This window comes from Nocardioides sp. NPDC047086 (assembly GCF_040643685.1).
Classification (GTDB): domain Bacteria; phylum Actinomycetota; class Actinomycetes; order Propionibacteriales; family Nocardioidaceae; genus Nocardioides.
On sequence record NZ_JBEYUV010000028.1, the window covers coordinates 31250 to 53595 of the forward strand.

The 22346-nt window shown below is 68.9% G+C and carries 19 protein-coding genes and 1 pseudogene; 10 read left to right on the forward strand and 10 right to left on the reverse strand.

Annotated features, from left to right (window positions below):
* Positions 1–12 precede the first annotated feature (12 nt).
* The gene (locus ABZ796_RS19405; RefSeq protein ID WP_357338990.1) at positions 13–2733 is read left to right on the forward strand and encodes a DEAD/DEAH box helicase; all 2721 of its coding nucleotides are present in this window, start codon (positions 13–15) and stop codon (positions 2731–2733) included.
* A gap of 192 nt (positions 2734–2925) precedes the next feature.
* Here ABZ796_RS19405 and ABZ796_RS19410 read toward each other — a convergent pair whose 3' ends face one another.
* The 4 genes from ABZ796_RS19410 to ABZ796_RS19425 form a co-directional block, all read right to left on the reverse strand.
* Positions 2926–4083 carry a 5-(carboxyamino)imidazole ribonucleotide synthase gene (locus ABZ796_RS19410; RefSeq protein WP_357338991.1) on the reverse strand — a complete coding sequence of 386 codons (1158 nt, stop codon included), beginning with the start codon at positions 4081–4083 and terminating at the stop codon, positions 2926–2928.
* A gap of 94 nt (positions 4084–4177) precedes the next feature.
* On the reverse strand, positions 4178–4477 hold the full coding sequence (locus ABZ796_RS19415; protein ID WP_357338992.1) for a winged helix-turn-helix domain-containing protein: 300 nt from the start codon (positions 4475–4477) through the stop codon (positions 4178–4180).
* Positions 4478–4726: 249 nt separating this feature from the next.
* Positions 4727–5677 carry an adenylate/guanylate cyclase domain-containing protein gene (locus ABZ796_RS19420; RefSeq protein ID WP_357338993.1) on the reverse strand — a complete coding sequence of 317 codons (951 nt, stop codon included), beginning with the start codon at positions 5675–5677 and terminating at the stop codon, positions 4727–4729.
* 25 nt (positions 5678–5702) lie between these two features.
* On the reverse strand, positions 5703–6584 hold the full coding sequence (locus ABZ796_RS19425) for a biotin--[acetyl-CoA-carboxylase] ligase (RefSeq protein ID WP_357338994.1): 882 nt from the start codon (positions 6582–6584) through the stop codon (positions 5703–5705).
* 131 nt (positions 6585–6715) lie between these two features.
* Between ABZ796_RS19425 and ABZ796_RS19430 the strand changes: the two genes are divergently transcribed.
* From ABZ796_RS19430 to ABZ796_RS19440, 3 genes are all read left to right on the forward strand, one after another.
* On the forward strand, positions 6716–8335 hold the full coding sequence (locus ABZ796_RS19430; RefSeq protein ID WP_357338995.1) for an acyl-CoA carboxylase subunit beta: 1620 nt from the start codon (positions 6716–6718) through the stop codon (positions 8333–8335).
* Between the two features lie 164 nt (positions 8336–8499).
* Positions 8500–8715 (forward strand): acyl-CoA carboxylase subunit epsilon, encoded by a 216-nt coding sequence (locus tag ABZ796_RS19435; protein WP_357338997.1) that lies wholly within the window; start codon positions 8500–8502, stop codon positions 8713–8715.
* Between the two features lie 27 nt (positions 8716–8742).
* Complete coding sequence (locus tag ABZ796_RS19440; RefSeq protein ID WP_357338998.1) at positions 8743–10086, forward strand: glycosyltransferase 87 family protein; 1344 nt, start codon at positions 8743–8745, stop codon at positions 10084–10086.
* Here ABZ796_RS19440 and ABZ796_RS19445 read toward each other — a convergent pair.
* Both ABZ796_RS19445 and ABZ796_RS19450 read right to left on the reverse strand, forming a co-directional pair.
* Positions 10053–11360 carry a hypothetical protein gene (locus tag ABZ796_RS19445; protein WP_357339000.1) on the reverse strand — a complete coding sequence of 436 codons (1308 nt, stop codon included), beginning with the start codon at positions 11358–11360 and terminating at the stop codon, positions 10053–10055. The genes ABZ796_RS19440 and ABZ796_RS19445 overlap by 34 nt on opposite strands.
* On the reverse strand, positions 11353–11922 hold the full coding sequence (locus ABZ796_RS19450; protein WP_357339002.1) for a SigE family RNA polymerase sigma factor: 570 nt from the start codon (positions 11920–11922) through the stop codon (positions 11353–11355). The genes ABZ796_RS19445 and ABZ796_RS19450 overlap by 8 nt, the downstream gene beginning before the upstream one ends.
* Before the next feature lie 93 nt (positions 11923–12015).
* Here ABZ796_RS19450 and ABZ796_RS19455 point away from each other — a divergent pair, with 93 nt between their 5' ends.
* Entirely contained in the window at positions 12016–13695 is a 1680-nt protein-coding gene (locus tag ABZ796_RS19455) for a DUF885 domain-containing protein (RefSeq protein WP_357339004.1), read from the forward strand.
* Positions 13696–14173: 478 nt separating this feature from the next.
* On the opposite strand, the gene ABZ796_RS19460 is transcribed toward ABZ796_RS19455, so the two are convergent.
* Together ABZ796_RS19460 and ABZ796_RS19465 are read right to left on the reverse strand one after the other, a co-directional pair.
* Entirely contained in the window at positions 14174–15211 is a 1038-nt protein-coding gene (locus tag ABZ796_RS19460) for a sugar ABC transporter permease YjfF (RefSeq protein WP_357339005.1), read from the reverse strand.
* The gene (locus ABZ796_RS19465; protein ID WP_357339007.1) at positions 15208–15498 is read right to left on the reverse strand and encodes a hypothetical protein; all 291 of its coding nucleotides are present in this window, start codon (positions 15496–15498) and stop codon (positions 15208–15210) included. The genes ABZ796_RS19460 and ABZ796_RS19465 overlap by 4 nt, the downstream gene beginning before the upstream one ends.
* A gap of 76 nt (positions 15499–15574) precedes the next feature.
* Here ABZ796_RS19465 and ABZ796_RS19470 point away from each other — a divergent pair, with 76 nt between their 5' ends.
* From ABZ796_RS19470 to ABZ796_RS19480, 3 genes are all read left to right on the forward strand, one after another.
* Complete coding sequence (locus ABZ796_RS19470; protein WP_357339008.1) at positions 15575–16666, forward strand: crosslink repair DNA glycosylase YcaQ family protein; 1092 nt, start codon at positions 15575–15577, stop codon at positions 16664–16666.
* Between the two features lie 121 nt (positions 16667–16787).
* A complete protein-coding gene (locus tag ABZ796_RS19475; RefSeq protein WP_357339010.1) occupies positions 16788–17231 on the forward strand; it encodes a VOC family protein in 444 nt (147 codons plus the stop codon).
* Positions 17232–17300: 69 nt separating this feature from the next.
* Positions 17301–17972: a GPP34 family phosphoprotein gene (locus tag ABZ796_RS19480; RefSeq protein WP_357339012.1), complete on the forward strand. Its 672-nt coding sequence runs from the start codon at positions 17301–17303 to the stop codon at positions 17970–17972.
* Positions 17973–18035: 63 nt separating this feature from the next.
* On the opposite strand, the gene ABZ796_RS19485 is transcribed toward ABZ796_RS19480, so the two are convergent.
* Positions 18036–19133 (reverse strand): epoxide hydrolase family protein, encoded by a 1098-nt coding sequence (locus tag ABZ796_RS19485; RefSeq protein WP_357339014.1) that lies wholly within the window; start codon positions 19131–19133, stop codon positions 18036–18038.
* A 113-nt stretch (positions 19134–19246) separates the two neighbouring features.
* On the opposite strand from ABZ796_RS19485, the gene ABZ796_RS19490 reads away from it, so the two are divergent.
* Positions 19247–20212 (forward strand): WYL domain-containing protein, encoded by a 966-nt coding sequence (locus tag ABZ796_RS19490; protein ID WP_357339016.1) that lies wholly within the window; start codon positions 19247–19249, stop codon positions 20210–20212.
* Between the two features lie 106 nt (positions 20213–20318).
* Positions 20319–20492 (forward strand): annotated as a pseudogene (locus ABZ796_RS19495) (hypothetical protein); the annotation flags it as partial.
* 46 nt (positions 20493–20538) lie between these two features.
* Here the strand turns inward: ABZ796_RS19495 and metG are convergent.
* On the reverse strand, positions 20539–22344 hold the full coding sequence (gene metG / locus ABZ796_RS19500; protein WP_357339018.1) for a methionine--tRNA ligase: 1806 nt from the start codon (positions 22342–22344) through the stop codon (positions 20539–20541).
* Positions 22345–22346 lie beyond the last annotated feature (2 nt).

Consider the following 22346-nt stretch of genomic DNA (forward strand, 5'->3'; position numbering starts at 1 on the left):
CCACAAAGGCAGATGGATCCAGCAACGAGCACCGACGTCGTCCTCAGCGCGCCGCCGAACCCGACTGCGGTCGAGCGGTTCACCGGGCTGACCAAGGCGGAGCGCAAGGTGCTGCCGTCGCGGCTGCGGCAGGTCTCGTCCTGGACCCGGCAGGCGGCCTCGGCGACCGTCGGGCGGGCCGAGATCGAGCAGGAGGCGACCGAGGCGGTCGACCACTACCGAGCGAACGCGGCCGAGCTGAAGCGAGCGGCCCAGGTGGCTTGGCGCAGCATCGCCCTGGACCGGAGCGACGGGCCTCGCCTGGCCGCGATCGCGCGGCGTCACGCGCTGGAGCCGGTGGAGGAGACCACCCAGGAGCTCGTCGAGGCGCTGGCTGACGCCGCGGACGACATCGCGCGGGCGAAGCGGGCCGCCGGCGCCCGTCGACTGTTCGTGCGGGGGCACCGCCGCGAGGATGCGGAGCTGGCGGGCAGGCGGATCCTAGATCTGCACCGCCGGGCGAGCGAGCTCCAGGCGGCGGCTCGGCTCGACGAGCTGACCAGGTTGCCGGCCGGGCGCCGGGTGCGGGTCCGGGAGGCGCTGCTGCCGAGCGTGGGTCTCTTGGAGGCTCTCTCGGAGCTGGGTTCGGAGGCCGTACTGTCCCCGCGCAAGGGCATCATGGTGCTGCGCAACGAGGGCGAGGCGCTCAACGAGGCCAGGCGCTCCGAGGAGCCGGCGCGCCGCGCCGCGACCGACGCCGCCAACGCGGTCCGGAGCGCGGATACCGACACGGCGGTCAGGTCGCTGCCTGTCGACGAGCTCGCCGATCTCGTACGCATCGAGCCCCTCCTCGAGGCCGGGCTCCAGACCGTCCACGAGGTCATCCATCCCACCTCTGACCTGCGAGAGCTTCCCGGCGTCGGCCCCGCCACGGCGATGCGGATGCAGGAGGCGGCGCAGGCGCTGTGGCAGCGCACCTACGACGAGATGCCGCTCGCCATCGACCACGATCGCCGCACCCCGGCGGCCACCAGGCTGCTCGCGCGGCTGGCGGAGTGGGAGGCCGGACGGCGTACGAAGGATGCGGGAGCGGAGCTCGCGCTCGTCCAGTCGCTGCGACCACTGACCCGGTCGCTGGACAGTGGCGCGCGGTTCCATCTGATCCTGGCCAACGCCGCCAGTCTCGACGACTTCCAGGGCGCCCTGCGGGCGATCGCCCATCGAGCCGAGATGGCCCGCCGGATCCGTCCGGGCAACCGGCCGGCCGACCCGTGGGAGGACTTCGAGAGACGGCCGGCCGACTACTACGCGATGCTCTCCGAGCTCGGCTTCCTCACCGAGGACGAGGACAAGATCCACGGCGACCTCTCGGCCGAGATCATCGAGGCGGTGCGGGCCCAGGAGCTGCGCACCAACAACCTGACCGCCTCGCTGCGCGGCTACCAGCACTTCGGTGTCCGCTTCGCGCTGGTGCAGATGAAGGTGATCATCGGCGACGAGATGGGGCTCGGCAAGACGCTCCAGTCACTGGCGGTGCTCGCTCATCTGCACGCGATGGGCGCGTCCCACACGCTGGTCGTCTGCCCCGCTGCCGTGGTCACCAACTGGGTGCGCGAGACCGACTCGAAGACGACGCTGGTCCCCCACCGTCTCCACGGCAACCGCCGCCTGAAGGCCGCCAAGATCTGGGTCGCGCAGGGTGGCGTCGCGGTGACCACCTACGAGACGCTCAACGCGATCCAGCCGTTCCTCGACCAGGTCAAGGTCGCCTGCGTCGTGGTCGACGAGGCGCACATGATCAAGTCGCCGCGCACCCAGCGCGCCGAACGCGTACGCCGCGTCCTCGACGCCTCCGAGCGCGCCATCCTGCTCACCGGCACGCCGATGGAGAACCGCATCGACGAGTTCCGCAACCTGGTCTCCTATCTCCGCCCCGACCTGCTGCTCTCCGCCGACGAGTTCAACCCCCACCGGTTCCGCAAGCAGGTCGCCCCGGTCTACCTGCGCCGCAACCAGGAGGATGTGCTCACCGAGCTGCCCGACCTCGTCGAGGTCGAGGACTGGCTGCCGCTGTCCGTGGCCGACGAGAGGGCGTACGCCGAGTGCGTCCGCGACGGCAACTTCATGGCCATGCGCCAGGCCGCGATGCTCCAGGGCATCTCGTCGGCGAAGGTCGAACGGCTGGTCGAGATCGTCGGCGAGGCCGAGGAGAACGGCCGCCGCGTGATCGTGTTCTCCCACTTCAGGAAGGTCCTCGACGACCTGGTCACGCTCCTGCCGGGCGAGGTCTTCGGACCGCTCACCGGCTCCGTGCCCGCCGAGGAGCGCCAGCAGATGGTCGACGAGTTCTCCGCGGCCGGGCACGGTGCCGTGCTGGTCACGCAGATCGTCGCCGGCGGCGTCGGCCTCAACATCCAGTCCGCGTCGGTCGTGGTCATCTGTGAACCGCAGCTCAAGCCGACCATCGAGTGGCAGGCCATCGCTCGCGCCCGCCGGATGGGCCAGCTCCAGTCCGTCCAGGTCCACCGCCTGCTCTCCGAGGTCGGCGTCGACCAGCGCGTCCACGACATCCTCGCCGCCAAGGCCGAGCTCTTCGATGACTTCGCCCGGGTCAGCGCCACCGCCGCCAGCAGCCCCGAAGCGTACGAGACCTCCCACCCCGACGACCCCTCCATCGCCCTCGCCGCCGAAGCCTCCGACGCCGAGATCGCCCGCGACGTCGTCGCCACCGAACGCCAGCGCCTCGGCGTCTGACCGAGCAACCATCGCCGAGGCGTCCCTTACGTCGACCGAGACGGCAGGCACGTCGACCGAGACGTCACTTACGTCGGCCGAGTTGGCAGCTGAGTGCCCCGTCGGCCGACGCACGTGACGCTTCGAGCGACGGGCGTGACGCTTCGGCCGACGCATGTGACGTCTCGACCGACGGGGGCGACGTCTCGGACGTCAGTCGGAGTCGTTGCCGAGGTCGCCCTGGAACCAGTCGGCGGCGTGGCGGGCGCGCTCGAGACAGTCGTCGAGGTCGTCGCCGTAGACGTTGACGTGGCCGACCTTGCGCCCGGGGCGCATCGCCTTGCCGTAGAGGTGGACGCGGAGGTGGGGGTCGCGGGCCATGGCGTGGGGGAAGCCGTCGTAGAGGCGGCCGACGTTCTCCCGGGTCGAGCCGAGGATGTTGACCATCACCGACCACTTCGCGCGGGGCGCAGGAGAGCCCAGCGGCAGGTCCATGACCGCGCGCAGATGGTTCTCGAACTGTGAGGTGACGGCGCCGTCCTGGGTCCAGTGACCGGTGTTGTGGGGGCGCATGGCGAGCTCGTTGACGAGCAGCCGGCCGTCGACGGTCTCGAACATCTCGACCGCGAGCACCCCGGTGACCCCGAGCTCACCCGCGATGCGCAGCGCGATCTGCTCGCCCTCGACGGCGAGCTCGGGCGAGAGGTCGGGCGCCGGAGCGATGACCTCCTTGCAGACACCGTTCTCCTGGTAGGTGTGCACGACCGGGTACGCAGCGGCCTGGCCGCTCGGCGAACGGGCGACGATCGCGGACAGCTCGCGGCGGAAGTCGACGAGCTCCTCGGCCAGAACCTGGACCCCCGCGTCCTCGGCGACGCGGAGCGGCTCGGCGACGTCGGCCACGTCGCGTACGACCCAGACGCCCTTGCCGTCGTAGCCACCGCGGGTGGTCTTGAGGACGCACGGGAAACCGAACGCCTCGACCTCCGCCACGGAGGAGACGATGGCGTTGCGCGGGCACGGGATGCCGAGCTCGGTCAGCCGGGCGCGCATGACGCCCTTGTCCTGGGCGTGCACCAAGGCGTCCGGGCCGGGGCGGACCGCTACCCCGGCAGTCTCGAGCGCGTGCAGATGCTCGGTCGGGACATGCTCGTGGTCGAAGGTGACCACCTCACATCCCTCGGTGACCTTCTTGAGGGTGTCCAGGTCGCGGTAGTCGCCGACCATCTGGTCCGGGATGACCTGGGCGGCCGAGACGCCCTCGCCCTCGGCGAGGAGCCGGAGCGGGAGTCCGAGCGCGATAGCGGGCTGAGCCATCATGCGGGCCAGCTGGCCGCCGCCGATGATCGCAAGTGTCGGTGCGAGGGTCACGACGACAGGATAAAGAGCATGCCCCGCCGGGGCCGATTTCACGGATCCCCCTCACGAAATCCGCGAAATCCTGCCCCGGCGGGTCCAGCGAAGATCAGGCTTTCTCGAAGCGCAGGCCCTTGCCGCGCAGCGTGGTGATCAGATGGGGCTTCCGGGGGTCGTCGCCCAGCTTGCGACGCACCCATCCCAGGTGTACGTCGATGGTCTTCGACGAGGTGTAGAAGGTCGCGTTCCACACGTCCCTCATCAACTCGTCGCGGGAGACGACGTTGCCAGCCCTCCTGATCAGGGCGTGGACCAGGTCGAACTCCTTGCGAGAGAGCGTCAGCTCCTCATCGTTCCGCCATGCTCGCCGTGTCTCCGGGTCGAGCTTGATCTCCTGTACCTCGATCATGAGATCGACATTAGGGAGGTAAAGAGCCCTTGGCAAAGGATTGCACGATATTGCCACTGACATTTTCATGCCAACGTGCAACGAAATGGGCATGACAAACGTGCACCCCCGAATGGCGCACTCAACCATGCCCACGAAGCCCCGATCAGGTAAAGCGATCGGAGCCCAGCGTTGATCGACTGTTAACTACAACGGAATGTGAACAAGACCGCGAAGTCGCAGGTCAGCGACACCCTAGAAGGTCACGATTCAGACACGGCGGACGGCGACGGGCTCCACGATCCCGAAGCCTCGCACCGGTCGGGCGGCGAGTCGCCGGGTCTCGAACTCGTCCTCGGGCATCGCCCTGGCGGTCGCCTCGTCGATGATGATCCGGTTGCGGCGGGCGACGGCGGTCAGCCGCGCGGCCATGTTCACGGGCGGCCCGAAGACGTCTCCCAGGCGCGAGACGACGTTGCCGGAGGCGAGCCCGACGCGTACGTCCGGCATCCGCGGGTCCCGCCCGATCACGTTGATGATCCCCTCGGCGGTGCCGTAGGCCTGAAGCGGGTCGTCGTTGACGAAGAGCACCGAGTCGCCGAGCGACTTGATGATCCGTCCACCCCAGGTCGCCACCACGTCGGCACACCGCGACTCGAAGAGCTCGACCAGGTCGCCGATCTTCTCCTCGGTCAGCGTGTTCGACAGCGCGGTGAACGAGACGATGTCGGCGAACCCAACCGTCTGCCAGACCGTACCCAGCTGCTCCTCGGAGCCGGCGACAGACGCCTCGGCCCGGGCGAGCGCGGCGCGGGTGTGCCGTCGCCAGGCGAAGATCATCATCTCCTCGAACGCGCTCTCGAACTGCTCGGAGACCGAGACGGTCGCCTTCAGCAGCTCGGCCGGCGTCCGGTCGTCCTCATTCTGGGTCTCGACGTGGTGCAGCAGCGCGGAGACCTCGTAATCGGACAAGCGCGCCATCGACTGTCCGATGCCGCGGGTCAGGTTGACGACCAGGTCGAAGCTGACCAGCCCGTTGCTCGCGATCTCGTTGGCCTTGGCCAGGGCCTGCACGTCCGCCTCGTCGAAGAAGGCCTCGTCGTCCCCGATCTCCGGGAACCCGAGAGCACGCCACAGACGCTTCGCCTGGTCCAGGCTCACGCCGGCCTTCTCGGCGACCTCGGCCGAGGTCAGGTTGACGGGCTGCTTCGATTTCGCCACAAACCAGATCATGCCATCCGGCTCGTCACGACCGCGGACGGAGCCGAGCGTGGATGACGTCGCCCGCGCCGACCACCCGCGGCCCCTCGCCGGTCTCGATGACCAGCCGGCCGAAGTCGTCGATCTCGGTGGCCACGCCCTCCCAGACCTCCCCGCCAGGCAGCTCGGCGCGCACCTGCTCGCCGACGGTCACCGAAAGCTCCCGATAGCGCCGGGCGAGCTCGGCGGGGTCCGACCCCCAGATCTCGTACGCAGCCCCCAGCTCCGCCAGCAGCGCGACAAGCATCTCGGTGCGGTCGACGGGTGCACCGCTCTCCAGCTCCAACGAGGTGGCGGTCTCGATCGGCAGCTCCTCGCGCGTCAACGAGGTGTTGAGCCCGAACCCGATCACGGCGGCAGCACCTTCGGCCATCTCCGCGCTTCGCGCGGTTACTCCCTCGCTCGGCGCGAGCGGACGAGCAAGCTCGCCGCTCGACCTCGCTCCGGTCGTCTCGATCCGCTCGATCAGGATCCCACAGACCTTGCGACCCTCGATGAGCACGTCGTTGGGCCACTTCAGCCCGGCCGCGTACCCCTTCGTCCGCAACACCGAAGCGACCGCGACGCCGGTCATCAACGGCAGCCACAGCCACCGCTCGACCGGGATCGAGGGCGAGGGCCGCAGCAGCGCGGAGACGGCCAGCGCCGAGCGCGCCGGGGTGGTCCAGCCTCGGTCAAGGCGGCCTCGGCCGGCGGTCTGGTGCTCGGTGGTGATCACCAGTCCCGGCGCCTCGCCCGAGCGCGCCCGCGAGGCGAGCGCGGCGTTCGTCGACGGCGTCGAGTCGAGGATCTCGACGCGCCACCCGCCCGGTAGCGCATCGAGCCGGGAGTGGTCAAGTGACGGGCGTCGCATCGCGAAAGGTGGCACGGGCATTAGATTGGCCCCCGCACCGCCCGAAGTCCAAAGGAGCACAATGTGAGCGAGCGCCAGCGAGCAAACCGTCTGAACAACACGCGGCCGCGTCCGTACAGTGGCGCTTGCGCTACGGGGGTGGCCGCGTGAGCGCCGAAGCCACCCCTCAGCCAGAGATCGACCTGCACACGACAGCCGGGAAGCTGGCCGAACTGGAGCGTCGCCTCGACGAGGCCATCCACGCCGGTTCAGAGAAGGCGGTCGAGAAGCAGCACGCGAAGGGACGCCAGACCGCACGCGAGCGCATCGACATGCTGCTCGACGAGGGCTCCTTCCAGGAGGTCGACGAGCTGGCCCGCCACCGGTCCACCGCGTTCGGGCTGGAGAAGAACCGCCCCTTCGGTGACGGTGTGGTGACCGGCTACGGCACCATCGACGGCCGCCAGGTCTGCGTCTTCTCCCAGGACTTCACCGTCTTCGGTGGGTCACTGGGCGAGGTCTACGGCGAGAAGATCACCAAGATCATGGACCTCGCGATCAAGACCGGGTCCCCGCTGATCGGCATCAACGAGGGCGCCGGCGCCCGCATCCAGGAGGGTGTCGTCTCCCTGGGCCTGTACGGGGAGATCTTCAAGCGCAACGTCCACGCCTCCGGCGTGATCCCGCAGATCAGCCTGATCATGGGCAACTGCGCCGGCGGCCACGTCTACTCCCCGGCCGTCACCGACTTCACGATCATGGTCGACAAGACCTCCGGCATGTTCATCACCGGCCCCGACGTCATCAAGACCGTCACCGGCGAGGACATCACCATGGAGGAGCTCGGCGGCGCGCTCGCCCACAACTCCAAGTCGGGTGTGGCCCACTACATGGGCTCGGATGAGGCCGACGCGATCGAGTACGTCAAGGCGCTGCTCTCCTACCTGCCCTCCAACAACATGGAGGAGCCGCCGGCCTACGACGCCCCCGATGGGCAGAGTGCCGACCTGGAGATCTCCGACCTCGACCGCGAGCTCGACACCTTCATCCCCGACGGCGGCAACCAGCCCTACGACATGCACGAGGTCATCTCGCACATCGTCGACGATGAGGAGTTCCTCGAGGTCCAGCCGCTGTGGGCGCCCAACATCATCATCGGCTACGCCCGCATCGAGGGCCGCCCGGTCGGCATCGTGGCCAACCAGCCGATGCAGTTCGCCGGCTGCCTCGACATCGACGCCTCCGAGAAGGCCGCCCGGTTCGTACGCACCTGCGACGCCTTCAACGTCCCCGTCATCACCTTCGTCGACGTCCCCGGCTTCCTGCCCGGCACCGACCAGGAGCACAACGGCATCATCCGCCGCGGCGCGAAGCTGATCTACGCCTACGCCGAGGCCACCGTCCCGCTGGTCACGATCATCACCCGCAAGGCCTACGGCGGCGCCTACGACGTCATGGGCTCCAAGCACCTCGGCGCCGACATCAACCTGGCCTGGCCCACCGCCCAGATCGCGGTCATGGGCGCCCAGGGCGCGGCCAACATCGTCCACCGCCGCACCCTGGCCGAGGTCGAGGCCGCCGGCGGCGACGTCGAGGCCAAACGCGCCGAACTGATCGACGAGTACGAAACCACCCTCGCCAACCCATACATCGCCGCCGAGCGCGGCTACGTCGACGCGGTCATCCCGCCCCACGAGACCCGCGCCGAGGTCACCCGCGCGCTCCGTCTCCTACGCACCAAGCGCGAGACCCTCCCCGCGAAGAAGCACGGGAATATCCCGCTCTGATGTGAGCGAAGCGAACGAAGGGCGGGATATTCCCGTGCTTCTTCGCGAGCGCGCCGAGTCGGCGCAAACGGACCGCAGCGAAGCGAAGCGAGCGAGGACCGGCTTGCGCCGACTCGGCGAAAACCCGACGTAAGGCAATCCAAGAAACGAAAGGTGGTCACGGAATGACCGACAACCAGGAGCAGAAGCCCCTGCTCAAGGTCATCGACCAGAACGCCACCCCCGAGGACGTAGCCGCCATCGTGGCCGTCTTCGCGACACTGGGATCGGCAGGCGAGGCCCCCAAGAAGAAGGAGCGCTCACTCTGGGCCACCCCCCAGCTGCGTACGCCCCTCCACCCCGGCCCCAACGCCTGGCGCGCAAGCGGCCTGCCTCACTGACGAGGACCGCAGTGTCATGATCGCTCCGTGATCACCTTCTCTCGGCGGTATCTCCTTGTCACCCTGGCCTGGCTGGTGACCCGGGGATGGGTGGTGATCCTCTACGGCTTCCCGGCGACGGCTGACTCGTTGTCCTGGTGGGGCACGGAGTGGGGCGTGGTCGGCGATGTGAACTACTACCGCGACAGTCTCGACGCGCTGGCCGGGGACGGGGTCTCGGGGACGCTGGTCGAGTATCCGGTGCCGGCGTTGCTGCTGCTCTGGATCCCGTACGCCGCGATCAACCTGCTCCAGCTGAGCGGCGAGGCCTACATCGTGGCGGTGCTGGCGATGGCCGCACTGACGGATCTGCTCTTCATGGTGCTGCTCGTCCGCAACCGCCGCGGGGCGCACCCGAGGTTCGGTATCTCCGGCGCGGAGGCGATGTGGCTGGTCGCCGTCCCCGCGCTCGGGGCGACGGCGTACGCCCGATTCGATCTCTTCCCCGGGATCATGGTCGGTCTGGCGGTGCTCTACGCGACCAGGAGACCGAAGGTGGCCGCGGCGTTCGCGGCCTTCGCGACCGGAGCGAAGTACTGGCCGATCCTGGTCATCCCGGCCCTCGCCGCGAACCGCGCCACCCGTCGCGGGGTCATTCTCACCGTCGCCGCCACCGGCCTCGCGCTGGCCGGGCTGAGCCTTGTGCTCGGTGGCTGGGACCGCCTCTGGACGCCGCTGACCTACCAGAGCGAGCGGGGCCTGCAGATCGAGTCGGTCTTCGCGACCCCGGCGATGTTCGAGTGGGGCCACGGCGGTCCGGAGAGCGGCTACGCCATCGACTACACCGAGTGGAAGGCGTACGACATCAGCGGGCCGATGGTCGAGGCGCTGCTCCTCGCGGCGACGGTCGCCTCCGTGGTCGCCGGGGCGCTCGTCATCGTCTGGTGGGTACTCGCCTGGCGACGCCTCCCCCTCGGCCAGAGGACGGAGGAGACGATCGTGTGGCTGGTGCTCGCGACCGTGGCCGCGTTCCTGGTGACCAACAAGGTGCTCAGCCCGCAGTACCTGCTCTGGCTGCTCCCCGCCGCCTCCGCCGGGCTGGTCCTGCTCCGCGGCCGGGCTCGCCGACAGCTCGGGATCTGGTCGGTCGTGCTGGTCGTGGTGACACTGCTGACCCACGAGATCTTCCCGCGGATGTACGGCTACATGCTCACCTTCAACGACGTCGGCTCACCGTGGATCACCGAGGTGCTGGCCTGGCGCAACGGCCTGCTGGTGCTCCTCTTCCTCTACGCCGCGTGGCGCACTACTCGGTTGCTGGCCGCCCTCCCCGAGCGGGGGCGGCCAGCAGCCGAGGGTCAGGAGAGGCAGACCTTGGCGACGGCGCCCTGAGCCGAGTAGATCGTGACCGGCTCCTCGGCGAACACCGGCCGGCAGGCCGCCGCGGTGAGCTCGTGCACGGTGATGCCGTCGTAGAACCCGTGCTCGTCGCAGTTCTCGTAGTTCACGTAGACGTCCCCGGGCTCGCCCCCGTCGCGGAAGATCCGCAGGATGACGTACGCCGTGACCGGCTGACCGGCGGCACAGTTCTGCGGCGTGTTGGGACCCGAGCGGGCCGGTGCGCTGCCGATCGCCTCCACGAGGCCGGCGGCGTCGGAGCCGGTGATCTCACGCGACCCGGTCAGCGATGCCGAAGACGGCTCGTAGCGGCAGATCGCGATCGACTCCGGGGCATCGCCCTCCAACGGCGAGGCCGACGGGTCGGTCTTCGGCCGCACCGGGTCGCCGCCGGCCAGCGGTGAGGCGGTCTCGCAGCCGTACGGATCCTTCGCCACGGTCCGCAGGGACCCCTTGATCTCCTGGTTGACCCGCTCGTCGCCGGGCCCGGTGAGGATCGTGGCGTAGGCGTCGCCGTCCCCGACCTGGACCCGGGTCAGCAGCCAGCCCTCGTGCTCCCAAGAACCGGTCTGGAGGGTGGCGCCCTTGCCCGGCTTCTCGATCAGGACGTACGGCTGCCACAGCGCGAACGGCACCTTGCCGAACTGCGGCGGGAAGTCACGGTCCTCGGTCTCGTTGCAGGCGATGCTCGGCACCGGCTGGTTGGTGATGTTCGCGACGTAGGGAGTCCTCGGCACGCTGTCCCACTGGTCCCCGGGCTTCGCGATGCACTCCGGCAGCGCCGGTGCGGTCGCATCGGCCCACTCCTCGGGAACCTGGAAGGCGATGTCGTAGCGGACCGCCCAGCGGTTCCCGTCCGCGGGCGCGGGCAGGTCGGTGCGGCCACGGTTGGTGTAGGTGCCTTCGGGAGCCGCCTCACCCGATTCCGCGAGCGCCTTGGGCGCGCCGCCGGAACGGTCCTCGTCGCCGGAGGCGTCGCTCGCGGCCGTGCTCTCGCCACCGCCGCCCGAGGTCTGAAGGTTGGCCACCACCCCGCCCAGGCCGACGACGGCCAGCACTGCGGCGGCCGCGGCCAGGATCCAGGTGGTCCGGCGGCGTACCGGTGCTTTCTCCTCGGCCTGTTCGGCCTGTCCCGTCTTGTCGGACACCTCGGACGGTCCCGACGCGTCGGAGGCCCCGGGGATCGCGAGCTTCCGCGGCTCGAAGCCGTCGGCCGCACGGGCCAGAGCTGCCCGGAAGGCCCGCTCCTCGCGCTCGAAGTCACTCATTGTCAACCCCCTCGTTCCCTCTCCGATCAACAGAGCCTTGCTCGTTCAACCGCTGCCGCAGCTTGGCCAGCGCCCGGTGCACATGTGAGCGGGCGGTCGCCTCGGCGCAGTCGAGCACCGTCGCTATCTGCGCGAACGACAGGTCCTCGTAGAACCGGAGGACCACCGCCGCCCGCTGGTTGGACGGCAGCGTCTGCACCAGTGCCCACGCCTCGTCCGCGTCCCGCTCCTCGGGGCCGGGCTCGTGGCTGGTCGCCATCGGCTCGACGTCCTCGACCAGCACCAGGCGGCGGCGCTTGCGCCAGCCGCTGATCGACCCGTTGACGATGCTCCTCTTCACGTACGCCTCCGCCGTCCCGGACGCCGCCAGCGACTCCCACCGCGGCAGCGCACGGGCGAGGGCGTCCTGCACCAGGTCAGGAGCGTCGGAGTTGTTGCCGGTCACCAGATAGGCGAACCGCTGTAGCGCGGGCCCCCTCGAGGCCACCCAGTCCCCAAAATCCACATTCTGGGCCTGGCCCCTCTCCTCCTCGTCGGCATCCACGGACACCTCCTCTGGCACGTTCACACACCTCCTACGCGAAGTCTGTCGTGTTCGTTGCGTGTCATGCGGAATTGAGTTGCCCCACGACGTCGCCGTCCTAGGGTTGGCCGAGTGACCCGTAACGTAGACGCCCGCACCGACCGCTATGTCGAGGAGCTCTGCGCCCTCGACCCGCTGACCGCGACGTACGTCGGTGTCGCCGGCCACGACACGGAGCTCCCCGACCTCTCCCCCGACGGGATGCAGGCGGTGGAGGAGCTCAACCGGGTGGCCTACGCCGACGTGGCCGCGATCAAGCCGGTCGACGAGCGCGAGCAGGTCGCCAAGGATGCGTTCCTGGAGCGGGTCGGGCTCGACATCGAGTTCGCCGAGGCGCAGCTGGACCGGAAGTTCGTCTCCGTCATCACCAGCGGCATCCACAACCTGCGCGAGGTCTTCGACCTGATGCCGACCGACACCGAGGACGACTGGGCCGCGATCGGTGCCAGGCTGGCCGGGATGCCGGACGCCGTCGCAGGCTACACCGCGACCCTCCGCGAGGAGGCCGCGGCCGGACGGGTCTCGGCGACGGCACAGTACGCGAAGGTCGTCGACCAGATCCTGGGCTGGACCGGGCAGAAGGGTGCCGGCGACTTCTTCGCAGGACTGGTCTCACGTGCCCCCGAGGCCACGCCCGCCTCCCTGCGCGCCGAGCTCGAGGCCTCGGCAGCGAAAGCCAACGAGGCGTTCGCCGAGTTCGGGCGCTTCATGGCCGACGACCTGGTCCCCAAGGGGCTGCCGAAGGAAGCCGTCGGGCGCGACCACTACCAGCTCTCCTCACGGCGCTACCTCGGCGCCGAGATCGATCTGGAGGAGACGTACGCCTGGGGCTGGGAGGAGCTCAAGCGACTCTTCGACGACATGGAGGCCACCGCCGACCGGATCCTGCCGGGCTCGAGTGTCGCCGAGGCGGCGGCCCACCTCGACAAGGACCCCGCGCGGCAGCTGACCTCGACCGACGCGCTCAAGGAGTGGATGCAGACCACCGCCGACCGCGCCATCGCGGAGCTGGCCGACGTGCACTTCGACATCCCCGAGCCGGTCCGGCGGATCGAGTGCATGATCGCGCCGACCACCGACGGCGGGATCTACTACACCGGCCCCTCCGAGGACTTCTCCCGGCCCGGCCGGATGTGGTGGTCGGTGCCCGAGTCGGTCACCTCGTTCGGCACCTGGCGCGAGCTGACCACGGTCTACCACGAGGGCGTTCCGGGCCATCACCTCCAAGTCGCCCAGACGGCCTACCGCGCCGAGCTGCTCAACCGCTGGCAGCGGCTGATGTGCTGGGTCTCGGGCCACGGCGAGGGCTGGGCGCTCTACGCCGAGCGCCTCATGGAGTCGCTCGGCTACCTGGACGACCCCGGCGACCGCCTCGGCATGCTCGACGGCCAGTCCTTCCGGGCCGCACGGGTGATCATCGACATCGGCATGCATCTGGAGCTGACGATCCCGGAGGACAACCCGTTCGGCTTCCACCCCGGCGAGGTGTGGACGCCCCAGCTCGGCCGCGAGTTCATCGGCGAGCACTGCCTGATGGAGGACGCCTTCCTAGACTTCGAGGTCGCCCGCTACCTCGGCTGGCCGGGCCAGGCCCCGTCCTACAAGGTCGGTGAGCGGATCTGGCTCCAGGCCCGCGAGGATGCGCGTGCCCGTGCTGGTGCCGCGTTCGACTTGAAGGCTTTTCACCGCGCCGCGCTCGACCTCGGTTCGCTCGGGCTCGATCCGCTTCGGGCGGCACTTGGGCGGCTGTAGCTCCGGGGTTGGTCAGAGGCATTTGGTCGTTTCTCGGGGCGCTCCTTTCGTCCAGGCACTGTTCCGCGGGGCTGGTCTTGGGCCGCCGACCCTGTCCTCGAGTGTTTCTCGACCTGCCCCGGAGTAAAGGACGGCCTGCGGCCGCCGGCTACGCCGGTCGCCTTCGGCGATCCTTGACACCGGACCACGTCGAGAAAGATTTGGCTGGCTATCAGGGGCTGCGGCCCCCGTGTGGCCGGGAGACAGTCGCTCCACGGGAGATGCACGCTCCACGGGGAACGAAAATTCATTCACCCCTGCGGAAGTAGACGCTCCTCTGGATGAACGAAGATTTCTTCACCCGTCCTCGGTGAACGAATTTTCGTTCACCCCGGTTAGCCACCGCCTCAGGGCGGTATCGGCGTGAACGAAAATTCCTTCACCCGCCGACCCCACCCAACCGGAGCCCGGTCCCAGGTGAAAGAAACTTCGTTCACCCTCAGATCCCAAGCCCGTGACCAACCCACTTCCCCGCGCCAAACCCCTGCCGCCGACCCGATAACCAGCCAAAATTCTCGGCGACGGCCGGTGTCAAGGATCGCCGAAGGCGACCGGCGTCAGCCGGCGGCCGCAGGCCGTCCTTTACTCCGGACGCCGCCGAGAACACCCTCCAAGCAAGGGTCGGCGGCAAACACCAACCCCAAAAACACAGCATCCGCGTCCACCACGACGACAGCGTCCCGTCGAACGAGATGAACGTCTGGATCGTGCCGAGCACGAGCACCCCGAGCAGCGAGCCGACCACGAAGCCTCGCCCGCCGGTGAGCAGCGTGCCGCCGATGACCACCGCAGCGATCGCGTCCAGCTCCATCCCGACCGCGTGCAGCGAGCAGCCCGAGAGCGTGTAGAGCGCGAACAGCAGCCCGCCCAGGGCTGCGCACAGCCCGCTGATCGCGTACACCCCGACCTTGGTCGCCGCGACCGGCAACCCCATCAGCAGCGCCGACGGCTCGCTGCCGCCGAGCGCGTAGACGGTGCGTCCGAAGCGGGTCGAGGCGAGGACGTACGCAGCGATCGCGACTATCACCAGCGCGAAGACCGCCGTCCACCCGAGGTAGTAGCCACCGGGCAGGGTGATCGAGCCGAACGCGATGGCCGAGAAGGTCTCGTCCTTGATCGGGATCGAGTCGACGCTGATCAGATAGCAGAGCCCACGGGCCAGGAACATGCCCGCGAGGGTGGCGATGAACGGCTGGATGTCGAAGTAGTGGATCAGCAGCCCCATCGCGGTGCCGAGCAGGGTGCCGGCCAAGAGCACGACCGCGATCACCGCGACCACCGGCAGGCCGAGCTCGAGCGTCCGGGCCGCGATCAGGGTCGAGAGGGCCACGTTGGAGCCGACCGAGAGGTCGATCCCGCCGGTGAGGATCACGAACGTCATCCCCACCGCGAGCACGGGCAGGTAGCGCCGTGGCGGGCTGAACCGTGCGATCCGAGTGATGAGCCCGGTCTCGGTCGCGGGTACCTGAACGCTCATGCGACAGCCTCCTCGCGGCTGGTCGGCGTACGGTCGCTGCGCCGTTGCAGCACCGCCCGCGCCTTCGGCGACTGCAGCAGGCACACGATCACGACCACCAGCGCCTTGAACAGATAGTTGGCCTCGGCCGGGATACCGATGTTGGGGATGGTCCGGGTGAGGGTGGCGATCAGCATCGCCCCGACGAAAGTGCCGGTCAGCGAGAAGCGCCCGCCGGCCAGCGACGTACCTCCGATGACGACGGCCAGGATCGCGTCCAGCTCGATCCACAGCGTGAGCGCTAACATCGGTGCGGTCAAGCGGAATCGGAAGATCGGGTCGAATCGGCAGCAGGTCGTCCGGAACTCCCCATACTGTGTCGACATGACGCTGACCCTGACCACGGAACAGGCGCGCCGGATCGCGGTCCGCGCCCAGCTCCTCGACGCGCGTCGGCCCGTCTCGCTGGTGGAGACCGTCGACCAGCTGACGCTTCTGCAGATCGACCCGACCAAGGCGATCGCACCGAGCGCGGATCTGGTCGCGTGGTCACGGTTGGGGGATGCGTACGATCATTCGGATCTCACCTTCGCCCTCGAACAGGAGCGCTCGCTGGTGGAGTTCTCGAGCTTCATCGTGCCGATGGACGAGATCGAGACGTTCCTCGCCCTGGCGCCGGGCCGGATCCACCCCACGGCTCTCGAGTGGGTGGAGGCCAACAAGAGATTCCGTACGCAGATCCTGGATCGCCTCCGAGCCGACGGTCCGCTCGTGGCCGGCGAGATCGAGGACACCGCCGAGGTGCCCTGGGCCTCGACCGGGTGGACCAACGACAAGAACGTCCTGCGGATGATCGAGCTGCTCAACCGGATGGGCGAGGTCGCCATCGCCGGCCGCCGCGGCAAGCTGCGCACCTGGGACCTCGCCGAGCGGGTATACCCGTCCGACCTGCGGCTCCCCTCGACCGAGGAGGCGCTGAGGGTGGAGACGGTGCGCAGGCTGGCCTCGCTCGGGATCGCCCGCCCCGGATGGAAGGACTCCTCCGGCGGCGAGGTCCTCGGTGCCGGGGACGCCGGCGTCCCCGCCACCGTGGCCGGCGTGGACGGGGAGTGGCGGGTCGACCCCGAGGCGCTCGCCGCGCTCGAGGACGGGTTCGCGCCACGGGCTGCCCTGCTCTCCCCCTTCGACCGTCTCGTCTACGACCGGGACCGGGCGTTGGACCTGTTCGGGTTCGAGTACGTCCTGGAGATGTACAAGCCGGCCGCCAAGCGACGCTGGGGCTACTTCGCCCTCCCGATCCTGTATGGCGAGCGGCTGGTCGGGAAGCTCGACGCGAAGGTGGACCACAAGAAGGGGCAGCTGTTCGTCTTCGCCGTCCACGAGGACTTCGGCTGGACGCCGGAGATCGGGGACGCGGTCGAGGCAGAGATCGAGGCGCTGGCCGGGTGGCTGGGCGTCGAGATCGTCCACCCGTGACAGGTCCGTGGACGAGACCCCGAAATCAGGGCAAACCGACGCGAATCGCTCTTCTTCGCCTCTTCTGCGCGCTTAGTGTGTGAGCGATGGGGTCGGAAATCGATCAAAGGAGACGATCCGGATGGCAACGCTCAACCCCTACATCAGCTTCAAGACCGAGGCCGCCGAGGCGCTCGAGTTCTACCGGTCGGTGCTCGGTGGCACCGTCGAGACGATGACCTTCGACTCCATGGGCGACGCGATGGGTCCGGTGCCGCCGGAGGCGAAGGACCTGGTCATGCACGGCTCGCTCACCCTCGACGACGGCCTCGTCCTGATGGCCGCCGACACGCCTCCGGGGATGGACCACGTCGCCCCGAGTGCCGGTGTCACCGTCGCGATGACCAGCGCCGACCCCGCCGACCAGCCGCGCTACGCGGACTACTACGCCAAGCTCTCCGAGGGCGGCACGCCCGGGATGCCGTTCGCGCAGGCACCCTGGGGTGACTACTTCGGCCAGTTCGACGACAAGTTCGGCGTGAGCTGGATGTTCGACGTCGCCGGCCCCGAGTCGGCACAGGCCTAGACGAAGGTCCGCCCAAAGATCCGTCTTTCGTAGGAGGCGTCGGTCAGCGAGCCGTTTTACCGTCAGTACATGCTGATCGCAGAAGACCTGCTGCTGCTCGTGCTCGACGACGAGAAGGGCACGCTCGCCTCGTCCTGGGTCCAGCAGGCGCTGGGCGGAGCGCTCCTGACCGAGCTCGTCATGGCGGGCTCGGTCCAGATCGTCCCCAAGTCCGGGCTCAACCCGGCCAAGGCCATGGCGCTGCCGGGTAGGCGGCCCGACGAGCCGATCCTGGCCGCTGCGTACGACGTGTTGGCGGCCAAGCCACTGGCGGCCAAGAACGCCGTCACCAACCTCGGCAAGGGTCTGCACGAGACCCTCGCCGCGCGGCTCTGCGATCGCAACATCCTCAAGCGCCGCGACGAGAGGATCCTCGGCCTCTTCCCGCGCACCACCTGGCCGGCGGCAGACTCGACCCACGAGAACGCCGTACGCGGCCACCTGGTCGCCGTGCTGATCCAGGGCGCCGCACCGGACGCACGGACCGGACCGCTCATCGCCCTCCTCTCCTCCATCGACCTCGCCCACAAGGTGGTCGACACGAGGGCCGTCGGCGCCGGGGCGGTCAAGAAGCGGGCGAAGGAGATCGCCCGGGGCGACTGGGCGGCCAAGGGCGTCAAGGACGCGATGGACGAGGTCACCGCGGTCATGACCGCGGTGATGGTCGCCACCACCGCCGCCACGGCCACCGCGGCCATCTGACACGGCGCAGACCCGAGGATCGCAGCCACCGGGTGACTGCGATCCTCGGGTCTGCGCCTGCGGTCAGCCGAAGAAGACCCGCAGGTCGGCGACGATGTCGTCGGGACGCTCCAGGGCCGCGTAGTGGCCGCCCTCGGAGAACTCCGACCAGTGCTGGATGTTGGCGTTGTCCCGCTCGGCCAGCGACCTGATGGTCTGGAAGTCGTCCTTGAAGACGGCGACCCCGATCCGGCCCTGCGAGACCTCGGGCTCGCGCTCGGCGTGCCCTTCCTCGTAGTGGTAGCGCGCGGCCGCGGCGTAGGAGTTGGTGAGCCAGTAGTAGGTCGCCTGCTCGATGACCTGCTCGGGGGTGACCAGCGACGTGCCGTTGCCGAAGGACTCGTAGAGCTCGCTGTAGGCCAGCGTCCCCACCGGCGAGTCCGCCAGCGCCGCGCCGATGGTCTGCGGACGGGAGCCGTTCATGGCGTTGTAGCCACCGACCGACTGGAACCACTGCATGTGCTCGAGCGCGGCGTACTCCTTCGGCCCGAAGCCCTCGAACTCACTCGGGTCACCCGACGGGAACGAGAAGAGCTGCAGGACGTGCGCACCGAGGAAGCCCTCCGGGTCCAGCAGGGCCAGCTCGCGGCCGACCATCGCGCCGCCGTCGCTGCCGTGCACGCCGTAGGAGTCGTAGCCCAGCCGGCGCATGAGGACGTCGTACGTCTCGGCCACCCGCTTCATCGTCCAGCCGGCGTCAACCACCGGCGTCGAGAGCCCGAAGCCCGGCATCTCCGGGATCACCAGGTGGAAGTCCTCCGTCAGGGACTCGACCATCGGTAGGAACTCCAGGAACGAGCCCGGGTAGGTGTGCGCGAGCAGGAGCGCCTTGGCCTCCGGGTTCGAGGAAGGTACGTGCACGAAGTGGATGACCTGGCCGTCGATCTCGGTCAGGTGGTTGGGCACCGCGTTGATGCGCGCCTCGACCGCGCGCCAGTCGAAGCCCTTCCAGCGCTCGACCATGTCGGTGAGGTACGCCGTCGGGGTGCCGTAGTCCCAGGAGTCACCGGGGACGCTCGGGGCGAACCGGGTGCGCTCCAGGCGGGAGCGGAGGTCGTCGAGATCCGCCTGCGGGAACTCGACGGTGACGGTGCTGATCTGGTTGCTGACCTGCGTGTTCATGACTTCTCCTTGGTGGTTTCCGACCTTGTGAGACCCACGTTAGGAAGGGTTCCGGCAAGCGTGGTTCCGCAATTTCGCTGGCTCCCGAATCTTTTTTGAAGCACGCTGAGCCCGTGCTGGAAACCTCCGCGCGACTCCTGGCGCTGCTGGGCCTGTTGCAGTCCTCGGCCGGCTGGACCGGCGCCGACCTGGCCACCCGGCTCGACGTCTCCGAGCGCACCGTGCGCAACGACATGACCAAGCTCCGCGAGCTCGGCTATCCGGTGGAGTCGGTGCGCGGCCCGGGCGGGCGCTACCGGCTCGGCACCGGCGGCAATCTCCCGCCCCTGCTCCTCGACGACGAGGAGGCGGTCGCGGTGGCCGTGGGGCTACGGGCCGCCACCGGTATCGCGGGTGTGGCCGAGACGAGCGCGCGAGCCCTCGCCAAGCTCGACCAGGTCCTCCCCGACCACCTCCGCCGCAAGCTGGCCGCCGTGGTCGACGCCATGGAGGCCGGGCCGGTCAACACCGACAGCAACGTCCCCGACCCGGACGTCGACGCCGGCACGCTGCAGGCCCTGGCGACCGCGATCCACGACGGCCAGGGCGTACGCGCGGACTACCGCGACGAGCCGATCGAGGTCGAGCCCTACCGGCTGATCTCCTGGCAGCGCCGCTGGTATCTCGTCGCCCGCGACCCCCGCGCCGACGCCTGGCAGCCGCTGCGCGTCGACTGGCTGCGGCTCAAGGTCCCCGGCGGGCGCCCCTTCCGTCCTGCCGACCCGGGGTTCGACCTCACCGAGTTCGTCGTACGTGAGGTCGCCCGCACCGGCTGGGCCGTCCACGCCCGCTTGATCATCGCCGCCTCCGCCGAGGAGGTCATCTCGCGCATCAACCCCGCCGTCGGCACTGTCGAGCCGATCGCCCCCGACCGCAGCGTCCTGGTCACCGGCGGCGACAGCCTCGAGGTCGTGGCCGTCTGGATCGGCATGCTCGGTATCGACTTCACCGTCGAGTCACCCCCAGAGCTCCGCGACCACCTCGAGATCCTCGCGAAGCGCTACGCCGCCGCCGTCGAACGCCCGAACCTGGCCAGGTAGTGCCAGACCCGCTTGACCGACTGCGCCTCGTAGACACCGGACCTCGCAGCGTCGCCGAGAAGATCAGGCGGACGACTCTTCGGCGACCGAGGCATCACCCTGCTCCCCGTTCACGGAACGGCACGCAGCGCGCGTGGCCAAGTTCGAGACGCTGGCCAAGCACGACCTCTTCGACCGGATGCTGCTGGCCCAAGCCTCAGCGGAAGGGCTCGATCTCATGACGTCCGACCGCGTCCTGCTCGGACTCGGCTACGACTGGATCCTGGACGCACGCAAGTAGGTCGAAGTTCGCAGTCACCCGGTGACTGCGAACTTCGACCTAGGCGCTACTCCGGCTTGATGCCCAGCCGGTCGAGCTCCTCGTCGATGATCGCGGGGTCCAGCTTCTGGAAGACTGGGGTGGGCTTGGCGACGGGCGTTCCGACGACGATCGGGTGGCGCTCCCAGGTGGGCGCGCCGGAGTAGTCGCCGGTGATGATCGGGTAGGGCTTGCCGGTGTCGAGGTCCTCGACCTCCTCGACGCGGGGCATCGGGGCGACCTCGCCCTTGCCGCCGAGGGCCTTGTCGATCTCGTTGGCGGAGAACGGCAGGAACGGGGACAGGATCAGGTTGAGGTCGGCGACGCACTGCGCCATCACGTGCAGCACGGTGCCGAGCCGCTCGCGGTCCTCAGGAGCCTTGGCGAGCTTCCACGGCTCGAGGTCGGTGACGTACTTGTTGACCTCACCGACCGCGCGCATCGCCTCGCCGATCGCCTGCTTCTGCCGGTGGCGGCCGATCAGGTCGCCGACGGTGCCGAAGGCCGCGTCGACCGTGGACAGGATCGCCTGGTCCGCCTCGGTCAGCGCCCCCGCAGCGGGCAGCTCGCCGAAGTTCTTCGCGATCAGGGTGGCGGTGCGGTTGACCAGGTTGCCCCAGCCGGCGACGAGCTCGTCGTTCGTACGCCGCACGAACTCGGCCCAGGTGAAGTCGGAGTCGTTCGACTCGGGGCCGGCGGCGGCCACGAAGTAGCGGAACGCGTCGGGCTGGTAGCGCGAGAGGAGGTCGCGTACGTAGATCACGATCTTCTTCGAGGAGGAGAACTTCTTGCCCTCCATCGTCAGGTACTCGCTGGAGACGACCTCGGTCGGCAGGTTCAGCACGTCGTACGAACCGGGCTCACCGCCCTTCGAGCCCTGACCGTTGTAGGCGATCAGCTCAGCCGGCCAGATCTGGGAGTGGAAGACGATGTTGTCCTTGCCCATGAAGTAGTAAGAGAGCGCTTCAGGGTCGTTCCACCAGTCGCGCCACGCCTCGGGCGAACCGGAGCGACGGGCCCACTCGATCGAGGCGGACAGGTAGCCGATGACCGCATCGAACCAGACGTACATCCGCTTGGTCGGGTTCTCGCGCCAGCCGTCCAGAGGCACCTTGATGCCCCAGTCGATGTCGCGCGTCATCGCCCGCGGACGGATCTCCTTGAGGATGTTCTGGCTGAACCGGATGACGTTGGGACGCCACAGGCCGGTCTGCTCACGATCGTCGAGGAACGCGTGCAGCGCCTCGGCCAGGGCGGGCAGATCGAGGAAGAAGTGCTGCGTCTCGACGAACTCCGGCGTCTCGCCGTTGATCTTGGAGACCGGGTTGATCAACTGGTCCGGGTCGAGCTGGTTGCCACAGTTGTCGCACTGGTCACCGCGGGCCCCGTCGGCCCCGCAGATCGGGCAGGTGCCCTCGATGTATCGGTCGGGCAGCGTGCGGCCGGTCGAGGGCGAGATCGCGCCCTTGGAGGTCTGCTCGACGAAGTAGCCGTTGTTGTAGACCCCGAGGAACAGCTCCTGCACCACCGAGTGGTGGTTGGCCGAGGTGGTGCGGGTGTAGAGGTCGTACGTCAGGCCGAGCGAGGTCAGGTCCTCGACGATGATCCGGTGGTTCTTGTCGACGAGCTCCTGGGGTGTCACGCCGGCCTCGTCGGCGGCGATCAGGATCGGGGTGCCGTGCTCGTCGGATCCGGAGACCATGAGCACGTCGTGACCCGCCATCCGCATGTACCGACTGAAGACGTCGGAGGGCACGCCGAAACCGGCGACATGGCCGATGTGGCGCGGGCCGTTTGCGTACGGCCAGGCGACTGCGGACAGAACGTTGCTCATGA

What these genes read in the sequence shown, in the direction of transcription:
- ABZ796_RS19405 (WP_357338990.1), top strand. Translation starts at nt 13, where the DNA reads ATGGATCCAGCAACGAGCACCGACGTCGTCCTCAGCGCGCCGCCGAAC.
- ABZ796_RS19415 (WP_357338992.1), bottom strand. Translation starts at nt 4,477, where the DNA reads ATGATCGAGGTACAGGAGATCAAGCTCGACCCGGAGACACGGCGAGCA.
- ABZ796_RS19435 (WP_357338997.1), top strand. Translation starts at nt 8,500, where the DNA reads ATGACCGACAACCAGGAGCAGAAGCCCCTGCTCAAGGTCATCGACCAG.
- ABZ796_RS19445 (WP_357339000.1), bottom strand. Translation starts at nt 11,360, where the DNA reads ATGAGTGACTTCGAGCGCGAGGAGCGGGCCTTCCGGGCAGCTCTGGCC.
- ABZ796_RS19460 (WP_357339005.1), bottom strand. Translation starts at nt 15,211, where the DNA reads ATGAGCGTTCAGGTACCCGCGACCGAGACCGGGCTCATCACTCGGATC.
- ABZ796_RS19465 (WP_357339007.1), bottom strand. Translation starts at nt 15,498, where the DNA reads ATGTTAGCGCTCACGCTGTGGATCGAGCTGGACGCGATCCTGGCCGTC.
- ABZ796_RS19470 (WP_357339008.1), top strand. Translation starts at nt 15,575, where the DNA reads ATGACGCTGACCCTGACCACGGAACAGGCGCGCCGGATCGCGGTCCGC.
- ABZ796_RS19475 (WP_357339010.1), top strand. Translation starts at nt 16,788, where the DNA reads ATGGCAACGCTCAACCCCTACATCAGCTTCAAGACCGAGGCCGCCGAG.
- ABZ796_RS19480 (WP_357339012.1), top strand. Translation starts at nt 17,301, where the DNA reads ATGCTGATCGCAGAAGACCTGCTGCTGCTCGTGCTCGACGACGAGAAG.
- ABZ796_RS19485 (WP_357339014.1), bottom strand. Translation starts at nt 19,133, where the DNA reads ATGAACACGCAGGTCAGCAACCAGATCAGCACCGTCACCGTCGAGTTC.
- metG (WP_357339018.1), bottom strand. Translation starts at nt 22,344, where the DNA reads ATGAGCAACGTTCTGTCCGCAGTCGCCTGGCCGTACGCAAACGGCCCG.